The 23,135-nt window shown below is 62.5% G+C and carries 24 protein-coding genes; 7 read left to right on the top strand and 17 right to left on the bottom strand.

Features of this window, described 5'->3' with window-relative positions; all coding sequences use genetic code 11:
• Positions 1 to 5: 5 nt before the first annotated feature.
• From C0V75_RS00160 to C0V75_RS00220, 13 genes are all read right to left on the bottom strand, one after another.
• Positions 6 to 1,325 carry an ATP-dependent RecD-like DNA helicase gene (locus C0V75_RS00160; RefSeq protein ID WP_101918893.1) on the bottom strand — a complete coding sequence of 440 codons (1,320 nt, stop codon included), beginning with the start codon at positions 1,323 to 1,325 and terminating at the stop codon, positions 6 to 8.
• Complete coding sequence (locus tag C0V75_RS00165; protein ID WP_101918894.1) at positions 1,318 to 2,118, bottom strand: hypothetical protein; 801 nt, start codon at positions 2,116 to 2,118, stop codon at positions 1,318 to 1,320. The genes C0V75_RS00160 and C0V75_RS00165 overlap by 8 nt, the downstream gene beginning before the upstream one ends.
• Positions 2,115 to 2,324, bottom strand: a complete 210-nt coding sequence (locus C0V75_RS00170) for a hypothetical protein (protein WP_101918895.1) — start codon at positions 2,322 to 2,324, stop codon at positions 2,115 to 2,117. The genes C0V75_RS00165 and C0V75_RS00170 overlap by 4 nt, the downstream gene beginning before the upstream one ends.
• A gap of 10 nt (positions 2,325 to 2,334) precedes the next feature.
• Positions 2,335 to 2,562 carry a DUF6511 domain-containing protein gene (locus C0V75_RS23215; RefSeq protein ID WP_062563528.1) on the bottom strand — a complete coding sequence of 76 codons (228 nt, stop codon included), beginning with the start codon at positions 2,560 to 2,562 and terminating at the stop codon, positions 2,335 to 2,337.
• A gap of 140 nt (positions 2,563 to 2,702) precedes the next feature.
• A complete protein-coding gene (locus tag C0V75_RS00180) occupies positions 2,703 to 3,023 on the bottom strand; it encodes a hypothetical protein (protein ID WP_254216329.1) in 321 nt (106 codons plus the stop codon).
• Positions 3,016 to 3,801, bottom strand: a complete 786-nt coding sequence (locus tag C0V75_RS00185) for a hypothetical protein (RefSeq protein WP_101918897.1) — start codon at positions 3,799 to 3,801, stop codon at positions 3,016 to 3,018. Before C0V75_RS00185 ends, C0V75_RS00180 begins: the two co-directional genes overlap by 8 nt.
• 19 nt (positions 3,802 to 3,820) lie before the next feature.
• Entirely contained in the window at positions 3,821 to 4,678 is an 858-nt protein-coding gene (locus tag C0V75_RS00190) for an ATP-binding protein (RefSeq protein ID WP_101918898.1), read from the bottom strand.
• A gap of 100 nt (positions 4,679 to 4,778) precedes the next feature.
• Positions 4,779 to 5,285 (bottom strand): hypothetical protein, encoded by a 507-nt coding sequence (locus tag C0V75_RS00195; protein ID WP_101918899.1) that lies wholly within the window; start codon positions 5,283 to 5,285, stop codon positions 4,779 to 4,781.
• Positions 5,285 to 5,677, bottom strand: a complete 393-nt coding sequence (locus tag C0V75_RS00200) for a hypothetical protein (RefSeq protein WP_101918900.1) — start codon at positions 5,675 to 5,677, stop codon at positions 5,285 to 5,287. The genes C0V75_RS00195 and C0V75_RS00200 overlap by 1 nt, the downstream gene beginning before the upstream one ends.
• A complete protein-coding gene (locus C0V75_RS00205; RefSeq protein WP_101918901.1) occupies positions 5,677 to 6,033 on the bottom strand; it encodes a hypothetical protein in 357 nt (118 codons plus the stop codon). The genes C0V75_RS00200 and C0V75_RS00205 overlap by 1 nt, the downstream gene beginning before the upstream one ends.
• A gap of 13 nt (positions 6,034 to 6,046) precedes the next feature.
• Positions 6,047 to 6,640 (bottom strand): sigma factor, encoded by a 594-nt coding sequence (locus C0V75_RS00210; protein ID WP_101918902.1) that lies wholly within the window; start codon positions 6,638 to 6,640, stop codon positions 6,047 to 6,049.
• Positions 6,641 to 6,746: 106 nt separating this feature from the next.
• On the bottom strand, positions 6,747 to 7,700 hold the full coding sequence (locus tag C0V75_RS00215) for a hypothetical protein (protein WP_143710358.1): 954 nt from the start codon (positions 7,698 to 7,700) through the stop codon (positions 6,747 to 6,749).
• Entirely contained in the window at positions 7,660 to 8,901 is a 1,242-nt protein-coding gene (locus C0V75_RS00220; RefSeq protein WP_101918904.1) for a hypothetical protein, read from the bottom strand. The genes C0V75_RS00215 and C0V75_RS00220 overlap by 41 nt, the downstream gene beginning before the upstream one ends.
• A 337-nt stretch (positions 8,902 to 9,238) precedes the next feature.
• Here C0V75_RS00220 and C0V75_RS00230 point away from each other — a divergent pair, with 337 nt between their 5' ends.
• The 7 genes from C0V75_RS00230 to C0V75_RS00255 all read left to right on the top strand — a co-directional run bounded on the left by C0V75_RS00230 (position 9,239) and on the right by C0V75_RS00255 (position 18,186).
• Positions 9,239 to 9,694, top strand: coding sequence for a DUF2924 domain-containing protein (locus C0V75_RS00230; protein WP_101918906.1), 456 nt, complete (start codon positions 9,239 to 9,241; stop codon positions 9,692 to 9,694).
• Entirely contained in the window at positions 9,691 to 11,001 is a 1,311-nt protein-coding gene (locus C0V75_RS00235) for a recombinase family protein (RefSeq protein WP_101918907.1), read from the top strand. The genes C0V75_RS00230 and C0V75_RS00235 overlap by 4 nt, the downstream gene beginning before the upstream one ends.
• Entirely contained in the window at positions 10,998 to 11,393 is a 396-nt protein-coding gene (locus tag C0V75_RS00240; RefSeq protein ID WP_101918908.1) for a hypothetical protein, read from the top strand. The genes C0V75_RS00235 and C0V75_RS00240 overlap by 4 nt, the downstream gene beginning before the upstream one ends.
• A 141-nt stretch (positions 11,394 to 11,534) precedes the next feature.
• Positions 11,535 to 13,169, top strand: coding sequence for a DUF262 domain-containing protein (locus tag C0V75_RS00245; protein ID WP_101918909.1), 1,635 nt, complete (start codon positions 11,535 to 11,537; stop codon positions 13,167 to 13,169).
• A 96-nt stretch (positions 13,170 to 13,265) separates the two neighbouring features.
• The gene (locus C0V75_RS00250; protein ID WP_101919831.1) at positions 13,266 to 15,677 is read left to right on the top strand and encodes a DEAD/DEAH box helicase family protein; all 2,412 of its coding nucleotides are present in this window, start codon (positions 13,266 to 13,268) and stop codon (positions 15,675 to 15,677) included.
• Positions 15,674 to 16,237 carry a hypothetical protein gene (locus tag C0V75_RS22670; RefSeq protein ID WP_143710359.1) on the top strand — a complete coding sequence of 188 codons (564 nt, stop codon included), beginning with the start codon at positions 15,674 to 15,676 and terminating at the stop codon, positions 16,235 to 16,237. Before C0V75_RS00250 ends, C0V75_RS22670 begins: the two co-directional genes overlap by 4 nt.
• The gene (locus tag C0V75_RS00255) at positions 16,234 to 18,186 is read left to right on the top strand and encodes an N-6 DNA methylase (protein WP_101918910.1); all 1,953 of its coding nucleotides are present in this window, start codon (positions 16,234 to 16,236) and stop codon (positions 18,184 to 18,186) included. The genes C0V75_RS22670 and C0V75_RS00255 overlap by 4 nt, the downstream gene beginning before the upstream one ends.
• 39 nt (positions 18,187 to 18,225) lie before the next feature.
• On the opposite strand, the gene tcmP is transcribed toward C0V75_RS00255, so the two are convergent.
• From tcmP to C0V75_RS00270, 4 genes are all read right to left on the bottom strand, one after another.
• Complete coding sequence (tcmP, locus tag C0V75_RS00260) at positions 18,226 to 19,377, bottom strand: three-Cys-motif partner protein TcmP (protein ID WP_101918911.1); 1,152 nt, start codon at positions 19,375 to 19,377, stop codon at positions 18,226 to 18,228.
• On the bottom strand, positions 19,377 to 20,135 hold the full coding sequence (locus tag C0V75_RS00265; protein WP_254216330.1) for a DUF5131 family protein: 759 nt from the start codon (positions 20,133 to 20,135) through the stop codon (positions 19,377 to 19,379). Before C0V75_RS00265 ends, tcmP begins: the two co-directional genes overlap by 1 nt.
• Before the next feature lie 489 nt (positions 20,136 to 20,624).
• The gene (locus C0V75_RS22675) at positions 20,625 to 21,164 is read right to left on the bottom strand and encodes a hypothetical protein (RefSeq protein ID WP_143710360.1); all 540 of its coding nucleotides are present in this window, start codon (positions 21,162 to 21,164) and stop codon (positions 20,625 to 20,627) included.
• A 2-nt stretch (positions 21,165 to 21,166) separates the two neighbouring features.
• Positions 21,167 to 22,816, bottom strand: coding sequence for an anti-phage dCTP deaminase (locus tag C0V75_RS00270; RefSeq protein WP_216821381.1), 1,650 nt, complete (start codon positions 22,814 to 22,816; stop codon positions 21,167 to 21,169).
• Positions 22,817 to 23,135: the final 319 nt, after the last annotated feature.

The raw sequence follows: 23,135 nt of genomic DNA on the forward strand, positions 1-23,135 counted from the left end.
TCCCCTCACGCCAGCAGAACGAGACCGCGCTCGGCGCGGGTGATGGCGGTATAGAGCCAGCGACGGCGGTCGATCTCGCTGCGGCCCAGCCCATCGTCCCAGACGATCACGTTCTCCCACTGCGACCCTTGCGCCTTGTGTGCGGTAATCGCCCAGCCGAAGGTCGCCTCGGTCAGCTTGCGCTTTTCTCGCCAGTCACGGTCATGGCGCTTGGCATCGTAGGCGACGTGATCCTCGAAATGCCCCTTGTAGATGCGCAACCGGCCCGGGCGGCCGTCGCTGTTGAATGGCGTCACGCGTCGCCCGTCCTCGTCATGCACCACGGCTGAGAAGTAGAGGCTTCCCTCGTCGACGATATCCTCGAGGGTCAGGAACATGCCGTTGATCAAGCCAAGCGAGTTGTCGTTCTTCAAACAGATGATCTTTTCCGCCCCGCCGGTGGGAAGATATGTCCCGCCCAGCCCGGCCGCCGCCCGCATCGCATTGTTCAGCTGGAAGCGCGTCGCGTTCAGGCCGCAGATCAACTGCCCGCCGCGCAGCGCCTGATCCGGCGTGACGTCGCCCTTGCGCAGTTTGGCGACATGGGCGTCGTAAACCCCGAAGCCGATGGGTTCGCCCATCCGCGCCATGGTGGCGAGGCGGATGATCGCGCTCTCGGCCGCCTGGCGGTGAATCTCGGTCAGCATTACGTCGGGCGCATCACGGGTGAAGGCCCCTTCGCCCTTGATCGGCGGCAACTGACCGGGATCGCCCAGCACGAGGATCGGCTTGCCGAAACTCATCAGGTCGCGGGCCATCTCCTCGCCCACCATCGACACCTCGTCCAGCACGATCAGCTGCGCATCCGCGGCATCGCTTTGCGGGTTCAGGGCGAAGCGGGGATGCTTCATCGCGGACAGCACCTGGCGCATCGCCTCGATCCCGGCTTCGGCGGCGGTCCTGTCGAAACCGGTCAGCTTGCGCGCGGCGGTCTCGGCGTCCTGAACCTTGGCGGCAGCGGCGGCGATTTCCTCCTCGGTAGACTCGATCACCGAATAGATCAGGCTGTGGATGGTGCGGGCGGGCGTGCCCTTGCGGCTCAGGACCAGCGCTGCCTTGCCGGTGAAGGTTGCGGTGACGACGCCCGGCACGCAATGGCCGTCCTTCGCGCTACGGTGGGGTGACAGTGCAAGGTCGTCGAGGGCAAATTTCAGGACCGTGCTCTTGCCCGACCCGGCATAGCCGAAGAGCCGGAACACCTGGCTCGATCCGGTGCGGTTCTCGAACCAGTCGCGGACTTCGGCGATGGCGGCGGCCTGCGCGGCCGAGGGGACGAAGTCAGACACCGACGCCCCTCCAGCACCGCTCTGCCCATGCGCAGGGCGCGTGCCACTTGCCGCCAGCCATGCCACCCCGACAGACGACCGCCGACGGCTCGTTGACCATCCGGGGCAGCCATTCGCCTGCCGCCGAGGCCTGCACAACCGTGACGGCCCGATCCGACATCTCCTGTCCAAGGCGAGCATCGAACGGGACGAGTTCCGCATGCAACTCCATTGTGTCGCGATTCAGCGCGGTGAAGAGTGCCGGGTTGGGCAGGTCCATGTAGGCCTGATAGAGCGCGATCTGGGCGGCGTAGACGGGGCGCGCGATGCTGACGCCTCGCTTGACCACATCCTTCCAGCTGGAGGCCCCGAGCGCCTTGTTCTCCCAGAGGGCGGGGTAATCCATCGCGATGGGGCCCGAGACGAAGCAGCCGTCGATATGGCCTTTGAACCGGCCCGCCATGGCCTCGAAGCCGAACTGGCGACCATCGGGGCGTTCGGTGCGCAGGTCGAACCCGGCGATCCTGAACCAGCCCGCGACGATGTCCTCGGCCCGGTGGCCAGCCTCGAAGATCCGCAGGATGCGCGGTTCAAACTCCTGGCCCTCGTCCTTGGGCACCGCGAGAAAGTCGTACTGGATCTGGCGCAGGCAGTCGCGCCCCAGCCCCGAGGAGCTGACATAGGTGCGGGGGCGTTCCGCGCGATTGCGCGCTGAGAGGGCGGTGTCGATGGCGGCGGAGACGGCGGTGGCGATCGGCGGACGCGGCGTAGCCTGGCCATAGTTGCAGCCGGAGCCGTGGTTCAGGTCGATCATTGGTCGCGCTCCCAGAAGCCGCCTGCCTGCGCGATGCAGGTCAGCTTGTGGTGCTGGGCTTCGGTCAGCCGGGCACGCGCGCCGAGTTTCTCGAGCTTCTGGCGCAGGCTCTCGCAGAACTCGACCTCGAAGTCGGTGATGGCATTAGCTGTCGCGGCGGCAAGAAGTCCGGTCCAGGGGGCCGCCTCATTTTTCAGATCGATCATGACGGCCCACTCAGAACGGAATCGGATCGTCATGGGCCGTGCCGGTCCGTTCCTTGCGAGCGCCTTGCGCCAGCATGCTGTCCACGTAGCCGGTGACGGCCGCCTCGATCAGCCGGTCGATGTCGGCGGCGGTGCGGTTAAAGAAGGGCGCCATCAGGCCGAGGTCGGTCAGCGCTTCGGCGAACAGCACCCGGGCGTCGCGGATGGCCTGTGCCTCGCGGGCGGTCTTGTCGATCATGCCATTGTTCCTTTGGGCGATTGCGCTGCCCACGTCCTGACAGCGGAGCGAGCAGAAGAGATGATAGGGATAGCGGTCGTGCTGGAGCCGGTGGACGTAGCCGAAGCCGCGGGCCTCCCGGGCGCAGACGGCGCAGATCGTCACCCGAGCAAGAGCGTCGCGATCGGGTCGTCCCGTGGCCAGTCCTGCCGGTGAAGACGTTCCGACTGCATCACGATCCAGCGCGAGATGGCGTTCACCGCCATGGCGTCGAGGTCGCCGAGGGTAAGGCTTGCGATGGGTTGGTGCAGTCTTCCTCGGGCCTCGAGCCATCTTCCGATCTCCAGCGCGGCGGCGCGCGTCACTTGCGCCTGCCATTCGTCGGGGGTCATGGGCCGGTCGCCCGGCCCAGCCCCATCGGGCTCGGCGGTGGTGGATCGCACCGACCCACCCGACCGCCGCTTCCGCCGCGCTTCAGCCATTGAGCCACGCGGGCATGGCGGGGGTGCCCGGCGCGGCGGGTGCGGGGGCCTGCGGTGTGGGCGGAGCGGCCGGGGCGTTCTGCGACCCCCACGCGGGCGCCGGTGCCGACGCGGGCTGCGGTGTCGCGCCCCAGTTCGGCGCTGCGGGCGACGGTTGCGCCGCGCCCCAGGCCGGTGCCGGGGCCTGCCAGCCCGGCGCCGCGACGCTCGCGGCCTTGCGCGGCGGGGCGTTGACCGGATCGGGCGGGACGGTTTCGCCACGCATGATGGCAGCATGCTGCGGCTCGTCGGGCAGAACGACGTTGGCGATGCGGTTCTGGTCGCGGTACTGCGGGTTGGACGCGGGCTCCACCATGATGCGCGCGGCAAAGACAATGCCCTCCAGATGCCGCAGGCCGGGCAGAACCCGCTTGGCCTTGGCGGCGGGGCTTTCGTCCCTGGGATCAAGGCCAAGGGCGCTGTCCACGATGGCGCGAAAGGTGGACTTCGAGATCTTCCAGCCGATGGACTGGCCCTTCTCGTCCAGCTTGCCGCCCGCCACGGTGAAGCTCTGCCAGAACTTGCGGCGGGCGTGGGGGCCGTCGACCACGGTGAATTCGCAGTCGAGCATGCGGGCATCGCTGGACTGCGACGCCTTCAGAAGCCCCGCATCCGCCGGGGTCGCGCCGTTCACGCCACCGGGGCGAATGGTCAGCCGCACCTTGGCGAAGGTGCCATCCGGGATCAGTTCGCCAATGGGGGCCATCTGCGGCTGGGCATCGTTCAGATCGTAGCTCATGGTCATGTCCTTTCAGGGATCAGGAGGCGAAAGCGGATTGATGGGGGGCGCGGCCGTCGATCCGCGCGAGCAGTGCGCCGAGGTCGGGCGGTTCGGTCAGGTCGAGGCGGCCGGACCGGTCCTTGGCGGGAAGGCCCCAGGGGTTGCCCGACTTGCAGACAAGGCGGCGGTCAGTGGCGGTCTCGTCCAGCACCCAGCCACCCTCGGCATCGCGGGCGAAGAGGTGCATCGAGACGACCTGGTCCACGATGCCCGGCAACTCCCGCCCGGCCTTGCTGCCTTCCATCTGCGGTTGCCAGGTGACGGTGCCGAAGTCGTCGGTCACCTTTTCCAGAACGCCGACGAAGATCACGGTCTTGCCGCGCGCATGCTGGAGGTGCTTCAGCGCCTGAATCACCTCGCGCCCCAGAAGACCGTAAGCACCTCGGACATCAGGCTTGCCGGTCCGATCCGAGAAGGCTTCGGGCTGCTGTCGGGCATAGGCCATCGCCTGTCGGGTCAGATCGGTGATCGAGTCGACGAAGACGATGCGGCGCGCGGCGAGGAAGGCTTCGATGCCGCTGTCGCGGAGCTGGGCCTGCAGCCACGCGTGCCGTTCGGTCCCGTACCAGGACTGCGGATGCTGCGCCGGATCCGGCCCGCCGATCAGCACCGCAAGGTCGCGGAAATCGGTGAAGCTGCGCACCGGGATCGACGCGCCGCGCCAGTCTTGCACCGATTTCATCCCGGCCTCGAGGTCGAGGCAGACGGTTTCCTCGGCAGGCAGGGACTTCAGAAGCGTGGTCTTGCCCACGCCCGGCGGGCCAAAGATGGCGAGCGAGGTCTTGTTCTCGGCGGCCGAGAGGCGTTCGTCGGCGGTGATGATACGGAAGGCCATGGGGTTCTCCGAAGGATGGAAAGGGCGCGGCGGCGGGGGTGACCGGGTGCCGAAGGGGAACCTGCCCGGCGTTGCCGCTTGGGCGTCCCGCCGCCGCGCGTCACCGGTCTCGGGTCTCGAGCCGGAACACGGGTTTGCCGGTGGTCTCGGACCGGGCGGCGGCGAAGCCCTCGCGCATGGCGTCGGGCCAGGCCCCAAACCGGCGTTCCGGCACGCGATAGGCGATCTCGAGGTACTGGGTCGGGTCGTCGCCCGCCTCGCGGATCCGGGTCGTCATCGCGGCCAGCCGGTCCTGATCCCAGGTGACCTTCTTCGGCAGATCGGCGATGACCACCACGCCCGCATCCTCGATCCGGACCGTGCCCGAGGTCTTGCCTTGGGCGGAACGCGCGGCCTCGGTCGCCGCGCCATAGCGCTGCGCCAGTGCCGCCTCGAAACGGTCCCTCAGGCACTTGACCCGGGCGGTCTCGGCCACTGCTTCGTCCTGCAGCGCGAGAAGCAGCGCAGGCGGCATGTCAGCGATCTCGCCGATGGACAGCCGGTCAAGGTCGTCGAACTTCGGCACGTTGTCGAAGCGTGCCTCGGTGCTGGGGAACGGCATGGCCATCAGCGCCCCTCCCGCTTCAGGGCCGCGTCAACGGCGCGGTCCGTTCCGAGTGCCCCGGCCTCGCGGGCCAGGCGGTGGAGCCGTTCGAGCGCCGAGGAGCGGCGGATTGCGGCCGACACGTCGGCATTCGCCGCCACGACGGCGAAGGCGATGTCGTCGATGGTCGCCATCTCGATCAGCAGCGGCTCGGTCTCGTTCCCCTCGCGCCAGGGCGCAGGGATCGCATCCGGCAGGTCGTCCAGGCTGTGGAAGGCACGGCGCAACCGGGTCATCAGATTCGGCAGCCGGGCGGGCTGCGCCTCTGTTGTCGCGGTCGCGTCCGGCTTTCCGGCGATGTCGAAGTAGAGGGACGGCGGGAGCCAATCCCCAATCCAGGCAAGCACGGCGCGCATCAGGCGGCCTCCTCTGTCGCGATGAGTTGGGAAAGCGGGATTGGCGCATGGCGCGGTTTGGTGCGCGCGATGGCCAGATAGGCGAAGCGGTCGGGGCCGACCCGCACCTGCACCAGATGCACCAGCGCAGCCTCGAAGGCGCGGTGGGCGGCACTGGCCAGCGCGCCCAGCCTGCGGCGATCCGGTTCCGGAAGGGTCGAGATCACCGCCGTGGCATCAATGCCGAGGAACCCGCGATGATACTCGAGGCGGTCGCCCGGCATGGCCTGACCGATCCACGCGCAGAACTCGATGTCGGTGAGCGGCCGGGGCTTGGCCGGGATGAAGGAGGTGGGGTGCATGACGAACATCTCCATGTCGGTCCTCTACTCACGCCGCCTTGGAACCGTCCCACTCCGCCCCGAACCCGCGCATCGCGAGGTCGAGCCGAAGGCGGGCGATGTGGCGGTAGAGGGCGGAACGGGAGATGCCGGTGCGGCTGACGATCTCGGGAACAGCGCAGGTGCCAAGTGCCGCGCAGAGGCCACGCATGTCATCAGGCAGACCGCCCATTGCCCGTGCGAGATCGTGGTGGGTCTCGGCGTCGTCCTCGGCAGAGCGGTCCTGACCATGCCAGGCGGCCAGACCGTCTGCCTCCGCCAGCATGCAGCCCAGCGGCTCGGTGCCGTCGGCGATGGGAGCGTCCAGCGAAATCACGGTGCCACCCTGTGCTCGGCGCTGGCGGCGATGACGGATGGCGATGCGCGAGGACTGGTTGCGCAAGACGATGTTGGCGAAAGCGCCGATGGTGCCACGCGCGGGATCATGGGCGGGCAAGCGGCGCAGGAGATCGACCAGAAGGTCCTGGCCCAGATCCTCACGGTCGCAGTGGGGCAGGTTTAGCTTGCGCCGCAACCGGCGCGCCGCAGCGTCTGCCTCGTGGATGATGGTTTCAATGTCGTCGGGGGAAAGTTCGATCCGCATCGCTGCATGCCTCGGTCATCGTTTCTGATGAGCCCAAGGTGCCGGATGCGGTCGCCGCGCAGGTGGGAACGTGGTGGGAATTTGGTGGGGGTTTGGTGGGCGGCGGTCAGCCGTCGATCTGGATGCCCGATGCAGGAACGCCGAGCCGGTAGCCCCGACCGCGCGCTGTCGCGATCAGGGTCTCCGCTTCGGCCTTCGTAAAGCCTGCCGCCACAAGGGCGGCACGAAGCTCCCGGATCAGATCCTTTGCCTCACGCCCCGTTGTGCCCTCGACTTCGGGACCCGAAGCGACCTGGTCGCGCGTTTTCGCCTTCGCCAGCAGCCGCTGGAACACCGGGAACAGCTGATGCGACAGGACGACCGACCGGCCCAGCCATTCCACTTCGGCCGATGCGCTCCGAACCCGAAGCGAACCGGGACCGGGAGGCGGCTTCAAGGTTGCAGGATCGATGGCTACGCCGAGGCCGCCTGCGACGGGCACCATGACGGACACGGTTTCGACCATATGGAGTCCGGCATTGCGCAGTCGCTTCGCCGCGGCGGGAGGGATCGCAGGCACGAGGATGGTGACATCTTGGCCCTGTGCGGCCTGACGCAGCGTCGCGACTATGGCCTCGCTGGTAAGAGCCGCAGCCTCGAATGAAAGGAAAACGACACTGCCCGATGGGAATGCCCCAAGCTGCCAGAGTCCCTCGACCAGCTGCGAAGGGGCATCCTTGAACCCCGCCGCCGCGCCGATCACTGACGCCAGACCGGCGGCTTCAACGCGATAGACGAGCAGATCATCCTCGGTCAGGTTGACATCCTGGGCCTGGTCCAGGGGGCATTCGGCCCTGAACTGTTCACCACCCACGGACCGGATGGGCCGCGAAGCAAGCCCGCAGTCGCATCGATCGCAGACATCCCACTCCGTCAGTCGTGCATCCTCGACGAGGACACGCCGCGACAGCAGTCGTTCGAAGAGAGGCCCCTGAAAGGGCCTTGCCACCGCACCCGTCAGGATCGCGTCGTCGCCAGCTTCACTCAGCCGCGTCAACAACCTCAAAATCGTCTCGGTCATTCATCAGCCCGTTGCGCCGGATCAGGGTCAGCACGCGCGCCTCATGCTGCGTGCGCCGGAACTGCAGGACGCCGGGCGGGCGCAGCTTCACCGTCACCTGTGGTTGCCGCTTGCCTTCGCCCATGAAGAGCACCCGAAACACCAGTTCCCCAAGCCGCCAGGAGCCGCCGAACGCCACCGGCGTCCCGCCGAAGTGACGCAGCGCCTCGCCGCTGAGGTCTCGCGACCGCAAGCTGCGCGCAACACGCGCATAGCCATTCTTGCCGGGCACCATCAGGTCGGCGGCAGCATCGATGATCTGCACCTTGTCGATCCCCGGATCGTGGCGATGATCGAAGGCGAAGCCCGGTCCGGCCAGTTCCACCGGGCGCAAGGTGTAGAGATCCTGTGCATCGTCGCCGTCGAAGAAACCCGGACGCTCGAGGATGATCGATGCGAACAGCTTCGCGATCTCAGGTTGGTGCGCCTTCCTGATCCGCGCCAGTCTCAGCATGCCGGTGTTCTCAGAATAGCGCAGCACCGCGTGGGAGATCTGCCGAACGCTGATCACCCGTTCCTGCTGCCCTTCAACCACCGGCATCGTCGACACCGTCGATCCGTGGCTGACCACGAGGTTGATCTCGTCGGCATCGGCGTAGTCACCGACCCGGCAATAGTCGCCGAGGAATGCCTTCTTGAAAAGATCGGCGACAGCGAGCCGGAACGCCTCGACCTTCTCTTCCGTCAGGTCGATAGTGACGCCCCGTTCCCGACCTGCGAACTCATGCAGGCGATCCGGTGCCAGCAAAGCCATGTGATCGGCAGCAGCTTCGAATAGGTCAGGGTGTTCGAGGAAGACCCGCAAGGCGATATGCTTGGGGTCATGCGCCTTGTTCGGCGCTTCCTGATCGCCAGTCTTCATTTCAGGAAAGAGATCGATCCCGTCTCGGTCCGCCTGGACCTGGATGATTTCCAAACCGCGTGCGTCGCCGAGTTCCGCGATCCGATGCAGATCGCCGCGCAAACCCTCGGGGTAATTCTCTTCGGCGCCAGCAAGGAATTCCTGCAGCGCCTTGCGGACCTCCGCCTCTTCGCCCTCCAGCTGATCCAGGGAGAAACCCTTGAACTTGCCGTCATGCCGGGCAAGCAGAGACTTCATCAAGGGCAAGTCGACGGTCTTGATGAACCTCGGGTTCACGAACTTCTTGAGGTTGCCCGCCATACTGATTCCCCTTTCCCATTAACTGAAAGTTCATCATATGTTCTCTTGCGTTGTCGCGCAACTTGAGCGGGAGCACGTGGGACGGTTTTCGGGTCGGATGAGTAGAGGCCGAGGGAGACGAACGCCCCGAGGCCCGCATGAAACGCCCCAATCCCCTGCCACCCGACCAGATGACTGCTGCCGAGCGTCGCACCGAACTGTGCGCCTTGCTTGCTCTCGGGCTGGTCAGGCTGATGCAGCGCGAGCGGGGTGAACCTCCTGACGAAACTGGAGAAATTCGCCTACACTATCCGGCTGACCGATGCCGTTATGCAACCCCGAACCCATCGGAGACCGCATGACGACGCACGACCCCATCCCCGCGCGCCTCGCCGCGCTCAACACCACGCCGACGCCTGACCTGAAGAAGCAGTGGCGCGAGTTGTTCGACAGCGAGCCGCCGCCGTTCAAACGGCGCTACCTTGAATCCCGCCTGGCCTATCGCATCCAGGAACTCGCCTATGGCGGGCTGAAACCGGAGACAATCCGGCGCCTGGAGAGGTTGGGCGAGGACCTGGATGGCGGCGACAAGAAGAAGCGCGGAATTCGCCTCGACCGCGACCGTCCCATCACCGGCACCCGGCTACTGCGCGAATGGCAGGGCGTCGAGTACATCGTGACCGTCACCGCCGAAGGCTTCGAGTGGCAGGGGCGGCCATACAAGTCGCTGTCTGCCATCGCGCGCGCCATCACCGGCACCCGCTGGAACGGTTGGGTGTTCTTCGGCCTCAAGAACCACAGGGGGAGGACATGACGAAGTCCGTCGTCCGCAAGCTCCGCTGCGCGGTCTACACCCGGAAATCCTCCGAGGAAGGGCTGGAACAGGAGTTCAACAGCCTCCACGCCCAACGCGAGGCCTGCGAGGCTTACATCGCCAGCCAACGGTCCGAGGGCTGGGTGCTGGTCCGGGATCAGTATGACGACGGCGGCATATCGGGCGGCACGCTGGAACGGCCCGGACTGAAGAGGCTGATCGCCGACATAGAGGATGGGCTGGTCGATGTGGTGGTGGTCTACAAGATCGACCGCCTCAGCCGCTCGCTGGCCGACTTCGCCAAGCTGGTCGAGGTGTTCGACCGCAACGGCGTGACCTTCGTGTCGGTCACACAGAGCTTCAACACGACCACCTCCATGGGGCGGCTGACGCTGAACATCCTGCTGTCCTTCGCCCAGTTCGAGCGGGAGGTGACGGCTGAGCGCATCCGCGACAAGGTCGCCGCCAGTCGGAAGAAGGGCATGTGGATGGGCGGCGTGCCGCCCTACGGCTACCGCGTCGAGAACCGGAAGCTGGTCATCGACGACGAGAGCGCCGCGCATGTGCGCTGGATCTTCACGCGCTTCCTCAAGATCGGGTCCTGCACGGAACTGGCGCGGGAGGTCGGCGCGCGCGGCATCCGGACGCCGCGCGGCAACCGGATCGACAAGAAATACATATACCGCATGCTCAGCAACCGCGCCTACATCGGCGAGGCGGTCCACAAGGGCGACAGCTATCCAGGCGAGCACGACGCCATCCTCGATCCCGAGATTTGGGACCGCGTCCACGCCATCCTGCAGGAGAGTCCGCGCAAGCGCGCCGCGCGCACCCGCGCCGACACGCCCGCGCTGCTGAAGGGGCTGCTGTTCGGGCCGGATGGCGCGGCCTTCTCGCCGACCCACACCCGCAAGGGCGACAGGCTCTACCGCTACTATGTCAGCCAGACCGTGTTGAAGCACGGCGCCGGGGCTTGCTCCGTGGGACGCGTGCCCGCGGGCGAGATTGAGGCCGCCGTGCTCGACCAGTTGCGCGCCGTGTTCCGCCAGCCCGAGATCGTTGCGGGGACGTGGAAGGCGGCGCGGGCCCACGCCGACGACATCTCCGAGGCAGACGCCCGCGCGGCCCTGCAGCAGCTCGACGCGCTATGGGAGGAACTCTTCCCCGCCGAGCAGACGCGCATCGTCACGTTGCTTGTCGAGCGTGTCGATATCGGCACAGACGGCCTGAAGGTGCGGCTCCGGGTCGACGGCCTCGGGAGCCTCTCTCGCGAAATGCGGGCTGCCAGCATCGAAGAGGCAGCATGACCCGCAGCACGCCGATCCCCGACACTGTGACGTTGCACCTCCCGTTTCGTATCGTGAGGCGCGGCGGACGAAAGGAGATGCAACTGCCGGAGGGCGCCGCACAATCGCGGCGGATCGACAACACGCTGGTCAAGGCGCTGGCGCGCGCCTTCCGCTGGAAGCGCATGCTGGAGACGGGCGAGTTCGCCACCATCGCCGATCTGGCCGAGCGCGAGGGGATCGCCGCACCATACCTGACGAGAACCATGCGCCTCACTCAACTGGCGCCTGACTTGGTGGAGAGTATCCTTGACGGCCGTCAGCCGTCCGGTCTCAAGCTGGAGGCGCTGCGCAGCACCCTGCCAATGGCATGGTCCGAGCAGCGAACTGTCCTGAGCGCTCCTCTAGATTGAAGATGCCATCGGCGAGCAGCTGGCTTCATGCTTGCGTCGCTCTGGCGCGACAGCTTAGTCTGGCGCTGTAAACGGCGGTAATGTCAGCTCAAAATCGGGGCGCCCGGCAATCCCGTCGCCGTCCGATAGTTGAGAGCGACCATGGAAGCGGCCGAGCGCACGATAAGTCAGATTCTGACGGAACAGATTAGATACGAAATACCCGCGTATCAGCGCCCATATTCTTGGGAGAAGGGTAACGTTGAGCAATTACTCGATGATGTTTGGGAGGCGTTTGCGGCTAACGATGAGGAGTATTTCATCGGCTCGCTGATCACGATCGAGCGTGAGAAGGGTCGTCTTTACGATGTCGTGGACGGTCAGCAGCGTCTCACAACGCTTAACTTGATCTTTTCGCGCCTGCGCGATGGCGTCGATGAACCAGCGAAATCCGAGCTCGGTCGGCGCGTTTTGCCACGCAATGCCCTGACCGGTGAAGAGGAGACGCCACGCCTGACCCTGCGCCAGCGAGATCAGAACTTCTTCCGCCGATATGTGCTGGCTGGGGAAATGGTGCCCGAGGCGGTACGAAAAGAAGTCGCCAAGGAGCAGGACGCCCCGAAGCAGCGCATCATCGAGAACCTGGAGGCCATCGACACCTTCATCGCGCAGCATGACCAGAAGACGCTGAAGCTGTTCGCGAACTACCTGCTCAGCAGGGTCTATGTAGTGTTTGTCACCACTGCTTCATGGCAGTCGGCATATCGGTTGTTTAATGTTCTGAATGCCCGCGGCATGGCGCTGTCAAATGCTGACCTGATCAAGAACATGCTGTTCGCGCGGCTTGGCGGCAACACAGCTCGTAGCAGTGATCTGGACGAGGCCTGGCTCGAACTGGAGGAGCAGATCGGTATCGAACGGCTTGACCAGTTCATGGCGCATCATCGCAGCTCAATTGTCGCGACAAAAGCTCGGAAGGCACTGCACGAGGAGTTTGAACCCCTTATCGAGACTGCAGCGTCGCCGTTCACTTTCCTCGACGAGTTGAATACCTCCGCTCGCAATTATCTGCGCGTTCTCAGGAATGAGTTCGAGGCGCCTGCAGCTCGTCGCGCGATCAGATCGCTCAAGCGGGTAGCGTTCGAGGAGTGGATCCCGCCGCTGCTTGCCTTCTTGAACAGGCCGGTTGCTGACATGCCAGAGGGGGAGTTCATCGATCTACTCGAACGGATCACCTATCAGAACTGGATCCGGCGGCTCGCGTTCACTGCGCGGTTAACAGCGTACTTTCAGCTCATCACCGCGATCCGTGCCGGGAAACACGCGGATGACATCCGCGCGATCTTCCGAGCCAATGCCAACGACGATGAGTTCCGTTCTCTGCTTGACGGCGAGGTTTATGGGCGGCCCTTTGCGCAGGCCGTCCTGCTGCGGCTTGAAGAGGCCGATCAGGACGAGTCGGTCACCAAGGACTTCGGCGGAAAAATCACCATCGAGCATGTTCTGCCTCAGGCGCTCAAGGAGGCCTACTGGCGTGAGCGTTTCACCGATGACGAACACCGCCTCTGGCTACACCGCCTTGGCAATCTTGCGCTGCTTGCTGGCATCAAGAATTACAAGGCGCAGTACTTCCCATTCGACCGCAAGAAGAAGATCTACGCAGAGCGGAACAACCGGGTTTCCTTCGACACCACAAAGCCGATCCTGTCGGCCGATCATTGGACGAAGGACCTGCTGACTGCACGTCAGGCTGATCTGGTCGGCAGAGCGCAACTGATATGGTCAGTCAATGCATAGTGGTTTGTCGCCTCGGGGCATTATCGGCGCTGGATGCCGACCCGATTCATGCTTCCGTTCTCCGATAATGTTTTCCAGCTGGGCGGGAGGGTGACGATGAGCATGAATGAAGCCGACACGCGGTATCACCTCATCGACCCAGTCCTCCGGGCAAAAGGCTATGTAAGCCGGGACCAGGTTACGCTCGAAACCGTTCTGACGCCGCCGCCGGTAGAGCCCACAGGGCCAAAGGGGCGCAGGCGGAAAGGTCCGGGGCGCACGGACTATCTCCTGTGCGTCCAGATCGCGGAAATGCCAAAGTCGATGCCCATCGCTGTGCTGGAAGCAAAGAAAGAGGGGGACGATCCGCTCAAGGGCATGCAGCAAGCCAAGGCGTACGCCGATTGCGAACGATACGAGGTCAAGTATGTCTTCTCGACCAATGGCCACCGCTATGGGGAGTACGACTGCTTCACTAGCCTGCAGGCTGGGCCATTTCAGTTTCCCGATTTCCCCACGCACCCAGACCTGACGGCACGGTATGCCAAGGACAGCGGGATCAACCTCCACGCCCCCGACACAGCCATGCTGTTCCAGGCGGACAGCCCGGCATGGGCTCAAAGCCGCTACTATCAGGATGCGGCGATCCGCGCCGCCTTCGAGAAGATCATTCTGGACCGCAAGGCAGGCACGGCACCCCGGGTGTTGCTGACGCTCGCCACAGGCGCAGGCAAGACGATTATCGCCACGAACCTGCTCTGGCGGCTGTCGCAGGCCGGCCAGCTCCCCAAACCGGCGCTCTTCCTGTGTGACCGGGATGAACTCCGCGAGCAGGCCTACAACAAGCTCAAGGCGGCCTTCGGTGACAACGCCCGCATCGTGAAGACGGAGCGGGGCGGCAACGCCGCGCAAAACGCACGGATCCATATCGCCACCTACCAGACGCTCGGTCTGGACGACGACGACGGGTTCGCCAGCTTCCTGTCCGAGCACTATAGTGAGGACGCGTTCAGTGTCATCATCATCGACGAGTGCCACCGCTCCGCCTGGGGTCGTTGGTCCGAGGTGCTTCGCCGCAACCCGAACGCTATCCACATCGGCCTGACCGCGACGCCGCGGAAGCTCGAGGAATCGAAGCAGGCCAGCGCCGAGGACCAGGAGATCACTGCCAACAACAGAAAGTACTTCGGCGAACCGGTCTACGAGTACACCCTTATCGAGGCGCAGGAGGACGGCTATCTGGCCGCCTGCGAGATCGTGAAGCGCAAGGCCAGCATCGACAACATGGTCTTCACCCAAGAGGAAATCCTCGAGGCGGGTGTTCGAGACATCAAGACGGGCTTGCCGCTGACCGAGGACGACCTGCCCAAGGCGCAGTACACCGGCAAGGACTTCGACGACGAGCTGTTCGTCGAATTGCGCACGCCGAAGATGTGCGAGGACCTGTTCCAGCTCCTTTGCGCGAATGGCGGGCCGGAGCAGAAGGTCATCATCTTCTGCACGCGCGAGATCCATGCCGACCGGGTCGCGCAGCACATGAACAACCTCTACGTCCGCTGGTGCCGTGAGAACGGTCAGACGCCGAAGGACCACTACGCCTTCAAATGCATGGGAGGGGCGAACAACGGCGCCGACATGATCGAGCCGATGCGCGGGTCCGGCGAACGCGCCTTCATCGCCTGCACGGTCGATCTGCTGGAAGCGGGCGTCGACATCGAACGCCTGAACGCCGTCGTATTCTTCCGCTACCTCCAGTCGCCGATCAAGTTCTACCAGATGGTTGGCCGGGGCACACGCATCCACGAAGAGACGGCCAAGTACAAGTTCTGGCTCTACGACTACACCGGCGTCACCGATCTCTTCGGCACCGAGTTCATCACCAAGCCCCCACGTCCGCGAGGCGATGGAGGCACGGGCAGCGGTGGCGAGGGCGGCGAAGACGAGGGAGGAGGCGACGGCCCGCCTGTCGCTGAGATCGGCGGAAAGCAGGTCCTCATCAATCCGCAGGGCCGGTTCATACTGGTCAGCCGTGACGGGCGCGACACCCCGATCCCGGTTGACGAGTACCGCAAGGAGGTGATGGCCCGCGTCCTGGCGGAAGCGCACACACTCGACGAGTTCCGTGCGCTGTGGATAGAGACGACCAAGCGGCGCGACCTGATCGATCACCTTCTCGGCGACAACTTCAGCCCGGAAGTGATCCGTGAAATCGACAGGATGGGCGATTTCGACCTCTACGATTTCTTCGGTCACCACGGCTACCACGCGCGTGCGCTCAAACGCGCCGAGCGGAGCGAGCAGTATATCGACTTGAACACGGTCTGGTTTGACGGCATGGACCCTAAGGCCGCGACCGTGCTGAAGAGCTTCGGGCACCAGTTTGCGCAGGGCGGCACGGATGCGCTGGAGACACCGGCGCTGTGGGATGTCCCGGAAATCCGGATGGCAGGAGGGCTCGCCGCGCTTCGCGGGCTCGGGAAACCGTCCGATGTGGTACGGGAGGCGAAGGGAAGGTTGTTCGGGACGTGACAGCAAGGACCAAACTCGGAGATGTCCTCACCGAAATCAAAGGGGGTATCGGAAGCGATTGGGCACGCTTCCCCGTCTATGGCGCGACCGTCGATGGGCTTGCTCCGGCGAAAGAACCGCCCGGGAAAAACCCGCAGAAATACAAGCCGGTAACGCCAGGCACTATCTTCTACAACCCGATGCGTATTCTTATCGGATCAGTCGCGTTTGTAGATGTTGGCGATACCGCTGGCATTACGAGTCCCGACTACGTCGTATTCCGAGGAAACGAAGGCAGCGTGGATTCATATTACTTCTATCATTGGTTGCGTTCGCCGCTCGGTCATGGATGCATTTTGTCGCTTGCCCGAGGGGCAGTCCGGGAGCGAATGCTATTCAACAGGCTCGCTGAAGCCACAGTAATTCTTCCAAGCTATGATGTTCAGGTCGATTTTGCAGATAGACTCAGATTGGCAAGAAACGAAATTGTTCGGATCAGATCCGCAATAGATGTTCAGCTTGCAGATATCAAAAGTCTTCCGCATCGGATAGTCGCAGCATCTTTTGAGGACAAAACATGAAGCGCAGAAAAAGTAAGGCGCCTGCGCAAAAGGCCATCAACAATACCGGGTCGCTTTCAAAATTCGTCAAGGGCATCTGTGACATCATGCGCCGGTCGAACTGCGCCAGCGCCCTGCAGTACGTCCCCGAGCTGACTTGGATCCTGTTCCTGCGCCTTCTGGACGCGCAGGAAACGCGGGACCGTGAAGAAGCGGAGGCGTTGGGGCGAACGGACTTCGTTCCCGCCTTGCGCTCGCCCTACAGGTGGCAGGACTGGGCCGCGCCATATTCGGACAAGCCGAGCCATCCGAAAACACCGGAAGGCAAGCCTGTTGGCTGGAAACGTCAGGAGCTGTTCGCAGCGGGCGATGGCAAACTTTTCGACTTCATCAACAAGGAACTGCTTCCTGCCCTTCATGGGCTGGACCTCGATGCAGCGACGGGATTGCCGCGCGCTGGCGCGACACCCAAACAGCGCATCATCGGCAGGATCATGACAGCGGTGGAGCGTGTACGTGTAGATTCCGAAGCGAACCTGCGGGATATCTTTGATCGGGTCGACGAAATCAGCGTCGACAACATCGACGATACCCACTTTTTCACGCTTAGTCAGGTCTACGAGGATCTGCTGCTGAAGATGGGAGAGAAGAACTCCGACGGCGGTCAGTTCTTCACGCCGCGCGAAGTGATCCGGGCCATGGTTCACACGGTTGAACCGAAGCTTGGCCAGACGATCTACGACCCTTGCTGCGGGACCGGTGGTTTCCTCGCGGTTGCTTACGAACACATCGCGCAGAAGCTTGGCGCGGCTCCCCTCAGCACGGATCTCGACGCACTGAAGCATGACACCTTCTTCGGTCGCGAAAAGGAAAACCTCGTCATTCCGATCACGCTGGCCAACCTGGTTCTGCACGGGATCGACCAGCCGAATCTCTGGCATGGCAACTCCCTAACGCGCCGGGCAACCTATGGCGCGCTGTTCGACAAGGCGCCGAAGCAGTTCGATGTCATCCTGACCAACCCGCCGTTCGGCGGAAAGGAAGGCAAGGACGCGCAGAAGAACTTTGCCTTCGAGACCAGCTCGACGCAGGTGTTGTTCGTCCAGGACATCCTTGCCGAGCTTGCTCCGAAGGGGACCTGCGCCATCGTTCTCGACGAAGGCATGCTGTTCCGGACCAACGAAAGCTCCTTCGTTGAGACGAAGCGCAAGCTGGTCGACGAATGCGACCTTTGGGCAATTGTGAGCCTGCCGGGAGGGGTCTTCTCGACCGCTGGCGCGGGCGTGAAGACCAATTTGCTGTTTTTCACCAAAGGCAAGAAAACCGAGCGAATCTGGTACTACGACCTGAGCCATGTGAAGGTCGGCAAGAAGACCCCGCTCACGCTGGCGCATTTCGGTTTCGACAAGGATGGGAAGCCGCTTGCCGATAGCGCGCTGCCCCCCAACCTGACCGCCGATTGGCTTGAGCAGGAAGAGAACGCCGGGAAGCCGTTCCCATCTTATGCCCGGCTGCTGCCGCTCCGCGGCAAGACGGAGGCCGACAGCCGTTATTCCTGGACCATCGACTTTGCTGCCCGCCGCGCGAAGGCCCGCGAGGAAATGCAGCCCATCCTGGCGCAGGCAGCCGAAACCAAGGCCGAGGTGATCGACCTCAAGGAGAAGCTCAAGCGCCTGAAGAAGCTGAAGACCTCAGATGCCGAGGTGGCTGCGCTGATCGGAGAAATCAGCGAAAAGGAAAAGGCGGCGCGAGAACTGGAGGCTCAGGCAGCTGCCATTGACGCTGCTGTCTTCGACCTAAAGGCGGTCAATCCAAGCACAGTTGCAAAGTTTGACGACCGGTCGCCCGCTGAGATCATCCAGAGCATCCACGATCAGGGCCGCATCGTGGCCGAAGCGCTCGCTCGGCTCGCGGCCTTGGTCGAAAACGACGACGCCAGCATGCCAATGGTGGGTGTTGCGCCTCCCTGACGTGCACGCCACTGCTCGCGGCCTTCGCGGCGGGTGCGCCTACTTTGCCTGCACCTCGCCGGCCCAGAGCTTTGTCTCGGGGCTCGGGGTTCTCTTGCCATTCGCAAGGTCGAACCGTAGCAACCCGGCCTTTCTGTTTGCCGCCGCGATCTTGTTCAGATGCGTGGTCCGAACGGGAACCTGCTCCATAACCTCGCCGGCAAGCGTGCTGAACGCAATCCCGGGTCTGTCGGCAACAATACGAAGCACCAGTTCGGTGGCCCAGCCCATGTGGGCAGAACAGCCGACCCCATCACGATCAGTCTCGAAAGCGATGATCTGATCATCCGGAAAGAGCTGCGACTGGCCGCTCTCCTCTGTCTGGATAGCGTGGCGGGTGCGAACCGCCTCCTTTTCTACCTTTTCCTGAACGCTGCGGAACACCTCTACACCGAAACTACTGTGCGTGCCGAGGATCAAGCGCATCTTGATCCGGTCCTCACGAGGCTTCCGGATGGCCATGTCCGTCAGATACGTCGCGACCCGTGCCTCCTTCATCCTGGCTTTCAAGAGATGCAGGATTTTCGTTTCGTTGGCCCCCTCGGGCAGCGCCTCGAACGCAGCCTTCCAGGCGGGGTCCGCTAGGAAGCGACCGACCGATTGCGCCACACCATCCCAGCCTACGTGTCGGTTCACTTCTTCGGCCATGAAATTGAACAGGAACTCGCCGTTGAGATTCCGGAGAAAATCGAAGATCTTGCCGGACTCGACATTCCAGCCGGTTGGGTCGATGAAAGTGAAAGTGAAGCCATCGCGGCAGGCGGAGCGGATGCCATCGAGATTGTCCTCGAAAGCACCAGAGAACACCTGGATATCGAATTCGGGCTTCTGGGCTGCAAACTGTTGGAGCTTGGCGACCGAAGCCGGGTTTCGCTCGCAGAACCGGAAACGAACCTTCAGCCCCGGGCGCCCCATATCCAGTAGCGACCGGCGGACGGCATCCAGCGTTTCTATCGCCTGAGAAAATGAAGCGTCTGAGTACTTGTCCGTGTCCGAGACCCGCCAAGGGCCCGCAAATGCATCCACGAAATTGAAGACCGGCGATCTGCCCTGGAACAGCTTGTACGCCGCTGACTCAAGGTACTTGTTGAGAAACAGGTGCTTGATGTACGACTGTTCGCGCCCCTGATAGTTTTCGATCCGCGGTGGCATCAAGCATCCGCGGGCTGCAATGCACGGATGATGGGTTCGGGAACGATCTGCCACGGAAAGCCATTCCACTCTTCACCATCAAGAAGGCGCCCGCCTGACTTCGGCCGGGCACCGCCCCATTGTTTGAAAAAGAACGCCACATCATCACGGTCGCAGATGTCACGAAGCTGGCGGGCCCAGCTTTCGTCCATGGGTCGTGCTCGGGGGCCGCTCTCCCCCCCGACGATGGCCCACGCGACGCCCTGCAGATTAACATCCCCGATCGGTCCAAGCAGCGGCTCGAACGAGATGAAGCGTGCGTCGGAATTGATCTGCTTGAGGTGCTCGATCCGGCTCGTGTGCGCGGCGTCCTCGACAGAAACGCCGAGCCAGATATGGCGAGGGACCGACCCACCATCGTACCGCCGCCGGACGTAGTTGCGCATGAGCGAGCTGCGCTTGGTCAGCACCTGGTAGACGTGCCAGTCCGCCTGCTCCATTGCATCGAACACCGCGTCGATGAATGTTCGGTCGATGTCCTTGTGGAAGAGGTCGCTCATCGAGTTGACGAAGATCATGCGCGGCTTCCGCCAGAGAGCTGGCTGCTTCAGCCTAGAAGGCCAAAGCGTCAGATCGAAGCCTTGCTCGTACGGGTGTTCCGCGACGCCACGCCAGCGCTCAGCAAAGCGCTCAGCGTAGCAGTTGTCACATCCCGGACCGACCTTGGTACACCCGGTCACCGGGTTCCAAGTCGCGTCCGTCCATTCGATTTCAGACATCTGGGCCACCTGCTCGCCTCATCTTTTTTCAGATAGACTAACATGTGCTGGACTCAGCACAAAGTACGAACGTCCATCGGGACGAGAGTGGTCTCCAACTGCAGCTGACCTGCGGCACAGCATACAGCGTTCGATCCATGTTCCTGCCGCCGTCCAGATGATCTTTCCAACTCGCGTGCGTTTCGGATTTCAAAAAGTCATTTAAAATCCGAGGCTTGGGTCTGATAACCGAAACCGGGGCGGTTAACAGGTCCGGAGAATATCGGCCCGGAGAGAACGCCCGTGCGCCTTTCCGGGCGTATGCCGGTTAAGAGCCCCACCCGCACAACCCCCGAAAACAACGGAAAAATCCGGCCGCAGCCGGATCGGGAGAACGCTTTCGTGGGGGCAAGTGGCGGAGGGAGCCAACCTCGCGCCCAACTCTCTCTCGTGTCAGAGGCCGCCATTGCGCGCTTGAGCGAATTGCTGCGAAACGTTGGAAACGTCGAGTCAATGGGCGGCGACGATTTCCCAGAAACCATCACCACGATTTGAAAAAACTCGATTCAAATACGCAGTGAGAAAACCTACATGCTCTTCCTTAGGAACAAATAACATTATCGGCGACTGCTTTCTTTCGACAGTTTCATGCTCAAGTCTTTGAGATATGACCCTATCACCCGCAATGAAATCTCTTCGCTGCAATGCGTGCCAAGGAAGAGGATCACGCACGTAGAGCGTATTCGTCGCGCGAAAATAGCTCAGTACTTGCTCACGACTGGTTCCGGGCAAATCGAAACGGATGACATGACGCAAGTCTAATGCGACCTTCGGCTTCTTCGACATGATGAGTTCGCACAGTCGTTTACCGTGCAATCCATCCATAGCAACGATTTCGACCTTGTGACTCTCTTGCGTACCCACATCCTCGAATGAAAAAGAAAGCTGTTCGCTCGAACGCCCGCGAAAGCGGCGTGCCTCGGAAACCACTTCTGGCGCCGGGAGGTCGTAGCTTTCCTTGGTAATGAGACGTAGGATCGGATGTGTCATAGCTACTTGGTCAAGGCTGCTTCGAGTTCTGGGTAACCCACGGTGAACGGGGACCACTCGTCCCCCCACTCTGGCGCTTCCATCTCGAAATTTCCAGTCACCTTGTCCTTCAACCGCCAGGTTTTCTCGAACGCCCTAGTGTACATACGCGGGGAAACGCCGACGAACGGCCTAAAGAGCACCTTCCCGGGTTGGCTGGGCGGCGGAGCCGTCTCAGGGCGAAGCTGCTGCTCATCCTCTTTCTTCTGCGTTGCCATAGACTTGCGCTCTGGTGGATGCCAGCTGAAGGGGTTTGTTTCAATGGCATCGTCGTGCAGCTCAAGCGCGAGGCTCTTAGGGTAAGGCTCGATGTACTGAACCTCGTACACTCCTGCGCCCACAATGTGCCGCGCGCAATAGTGACATGGGAAAGTCGTCACGAACAGCCTCGTGCCCACCGTCGACACCCCTTCGCGACCGGCCGAGAGCAAGGCATCCATCTCTGCATGTACTGCCCGGCTGAACTCGATGAGCCCGCCCAAGCGAGTCTTTCTGATCCGCGCAGCGAGCTCAAGTTTGTCGCCAATGGCGTCGAGCTCTGGCAGTGCCGCGATCAACTCATCAATAATCTTGTTCTGCTGCCGGTTACTGCTGCAGTACTTCGTTTCGCGAAAAGCGCATCTATGGTCCTCATGCTCATGAGGCCTTCCAAACCCCTCGCCGTATACCCCACCCCCCGCAGCTGGCACTTCGTTGACGCCTGTGGCAACAACCGTGCCATCGCTGTCGACCAGCGCTGCCCCCACCTGGCGCGATAGGCAAGCACTTCTCACTCTGGCGGAGTGAGCGTGATGCATCGCAGTTTCTTCCATAGTTGGTCGCACGATTTGATCGTGCGCCACAATGTTGACCAGTCTACCAAGTGGCTCATCGAGGGCAAATTTTGTGGCTGCGGGATCATCTTCGGAGTTATCGACAAAGTAATCTGCCTCGAAAAATGCCTCAGCAACATGTTGCCCACGCTTATTTCCCGCGTCATCAGAATCGCGCTGCATAAAGCGCTTCACTTGGTCCTTTACTTCCTGTTCTCCATGTCGCGGTTTGCGAAAATACTTCTCGAGTATCCGCTGCTCCCTCCTGCTTTCCTCACAAACAACACCAACAAGAGCGAAAGCATTTCCGTAAGTGCGCCGAAGCAAGCTGACTTCGGCAGGATGCCTTATCGAGTCTATAAGATAAGCGCGCCGTTCATTGTTTGGCCGAACTGGCTCACCTCGCACGTAGGCAACCTCAGTTGCCTGAGCCCGGCGTCGAGCAATTTCACGCATCACCGCTCGTGCCACTTCGGCTGCATCTCGCTCGCGCATCTTGTCTCCAGCATCCTGATATGCCTCGACAAGCTCTAATGTTTTTTCAGTCGACGCCGGGACGGAATTCCCATTCTCCTCGTGCCACTGCTTTATCAGGGCGCTGGCTTTGATCCATTCAGTTTTATAGCCTGAAGCCTCGCAGGCACGCTTCAAAGATTCAATAACTCTTGAGCCACCTGCGCCAACCGGTCCAACAACCGCAAAAAACATCTCACTGGATCGGTTCTGTGAAATTACATCCTTAGATTCTTTTGCGCTCGAGATTTCAGCCTTGCCAGAGATTTTTTCTACAACTTTCGACAAGACATTCCCCGCAATGTTCGTTTATGGGCCGGCGTCACGTGTCCGACGATCACCTTGATCGCCGCGCCAGTCAATCAGGATCGTACCAACCCTAGCTGGCACATAAGGCGCTGGCTGTGACTGGACCAGACCCATCGAGGTCATTGAGTAACATCATGGTCTCCTCGATCACTAACCCTGCGATGGCGGGCGTCGTGGCCGCCATTATGTCATGATGTAAGGCCAGCGCTCCGCGCAGCTACTTGGTTCTGCGATCATTTTCGATTGATCAGTAGCATATACGTGGCTACGGTCGAGGAAAGCCCAGAAATTGGGCGCG

It is taken from the genome of Tabrizicola sp. TH137 (assembly GCF_002855575.1).
In the GTDB taxonomy this organism is placed as follows: domain Bacteria; phylum Pseudomonadota; class Alphaproteobacteria; order Rhodobacterales; family Rhodobacteraceae; genus Paragemmobacter.

Excerpts from the sequence above, each read along its gene's own strand:
- C0V75_RS00165 (WP_101918894.1), bottom strand. The coding sequence starts at position 2,118 with ATGATCGACCTGAACCACGGCTCCGGCTGCAACTATGGCCAGGCTACG.
- C0V75_RS00170 (WP_101918895.1), bottom strand. The coding sequence starts at position 2,324 with ATGATCGATCTGAAAAATGAGGCGGCCCCCTGGACCGGACTTCTTGCC.
- C0V75_RS23215 (WP_062563528.1), bottom strand. The coding sequence starts at position 2,562 with ATGATCGACAAGACCGCCCGCGAGGCACAGGCCATCCGCGACGCCCGG.
- C0V75_RS00180 (WP_254216329.1), bottom strand. The coding sequence starts at position 3,023 with ATGGCTGAAGCGCGGCGGAAGCGGCGGTCGGGTGGGTCGGTGCGATCC.
- C0V75_RS00185 (WP_101918897.1), bottom strand. The coding sequence starts at position 3,801 with ATGAGCTACGATCTGAACGATGCCCAGCCGCAGATGGCCCCCATTGGC.
- C0V75_RS00190 (WP_101918898.1), bottom strand. The coding sequence starts at position 4,678 with ATGGCCTTCCGTATCATCACCGCCGACGAACGCCTCTCGGCCGCCGAG.
- C0V75_RS00195 (WP_101918899.1), bottom strand. The coding sequence starts at position 5,285 with ATGGCCATGCCGTTCCCCAGCACCGAGGCACGCTTCGACAACGTGCCG.
- C0V75_RS00200 (WP_101918900.1), bottom strand. The coding sequence starts at position 5,677 with ATGCGCGCCGTGCTTGCCTGGATTGGGGATTGGCTCCCGCCGTCCCTC.
- C0V75_RS00205 (WP_101918901.1), bottom strand. The coding sequence starts at position 6,033 with ATGGAGATGTTCGTCATGCACCCCACCTCCTTCATCCCGGCCAAGCCC.
- C0V75_RS00210 (WP_101918902.1), bottom strand. The coding sequence starts at position 6,640 with ATGCGGATCGAACTTTCCCCCGACGACATTGAAACCATCATCCACGAG.
- C0V75_RS00215 (WP_143710358.1), bottom strand. The coding sequence starts at position 7,700 with ATGACCGAGACGATTTTGAGGTTGTTGACGCGGCTGAGTGAAGCTGGC.
- C0V75_RS00220 (WP_101918904.1), bottom strand. The coding sequence starts at position 8,901 with ATGGCGGGCAACCTCAAGAAGTTCGTGAACCCGAGGTTCATCAAGACC.
- C0V75_RS00230 (WP_101918906.1), top strand. The coding sequence starts at position 9,239 with ATGACGACGCACGACCCCATCCCCGCGCGCCTCGCCGCGCTCAACACC.
- C0V75_RS00235 (WP_101918907.1), top strand. The coding sequence starts at position 9,691 with ATGACGAAGTCCGTCGTCCGCAAGCTCCGCTGCGCGGTCTACACCCGG.
- C0V75_RS00240 (WP_101918908.1), top strand. The coding sequence starts at position 10,998 with ATGACCCGCAGCACGCCGATCCCCGACACTGTGACGTTGCACCTCCCG.
- C0V75_RS00245 (WP_101918909.1), top strand. The coding sequence starts at position 11,535 with ATGGAAGCGGCCGAGCGCACGATAAGTCAGATTCTGACGGAACAGATT.
- C0V75_RS00250 (WP_101919831.1), top strand. The coding sequence starts at position 13,266 with ATGAGCATGAATGAAGCCGACACGCGGTATCACCTCATCGACCCAGTC.
- C0V75_RS00255 (WP_101918910.1), top strand. The coding sequence starts at position 16,234 with ATGAAGCGCAGAAAAAGTAAGGCGCCTGCGCAAAAGGCCATCAACAAT.
- tcmP (WP_101918911.1), bottom strand. The coding sequence starts at position 19,377 with ATGCCACCGCGGATCGAAAACTATCAGGGGCGCGAACAGTCGTACATC.
- C0V75_RS00265 (WP_254216330.1), bottom strand. The coding sequence starts at position 20,135 with ATGTCTGAAATCGAATGGACGGACGCGACTTGGAACCCGGTGACCGGG.
- C0V75_RS22675 (WP_143710360.1), bottom strand. The coding sequence starts at position 21,164 with ATGACACATCCGATCCTACGTCTCATTACCAAGGAAAGCTACGACCTC.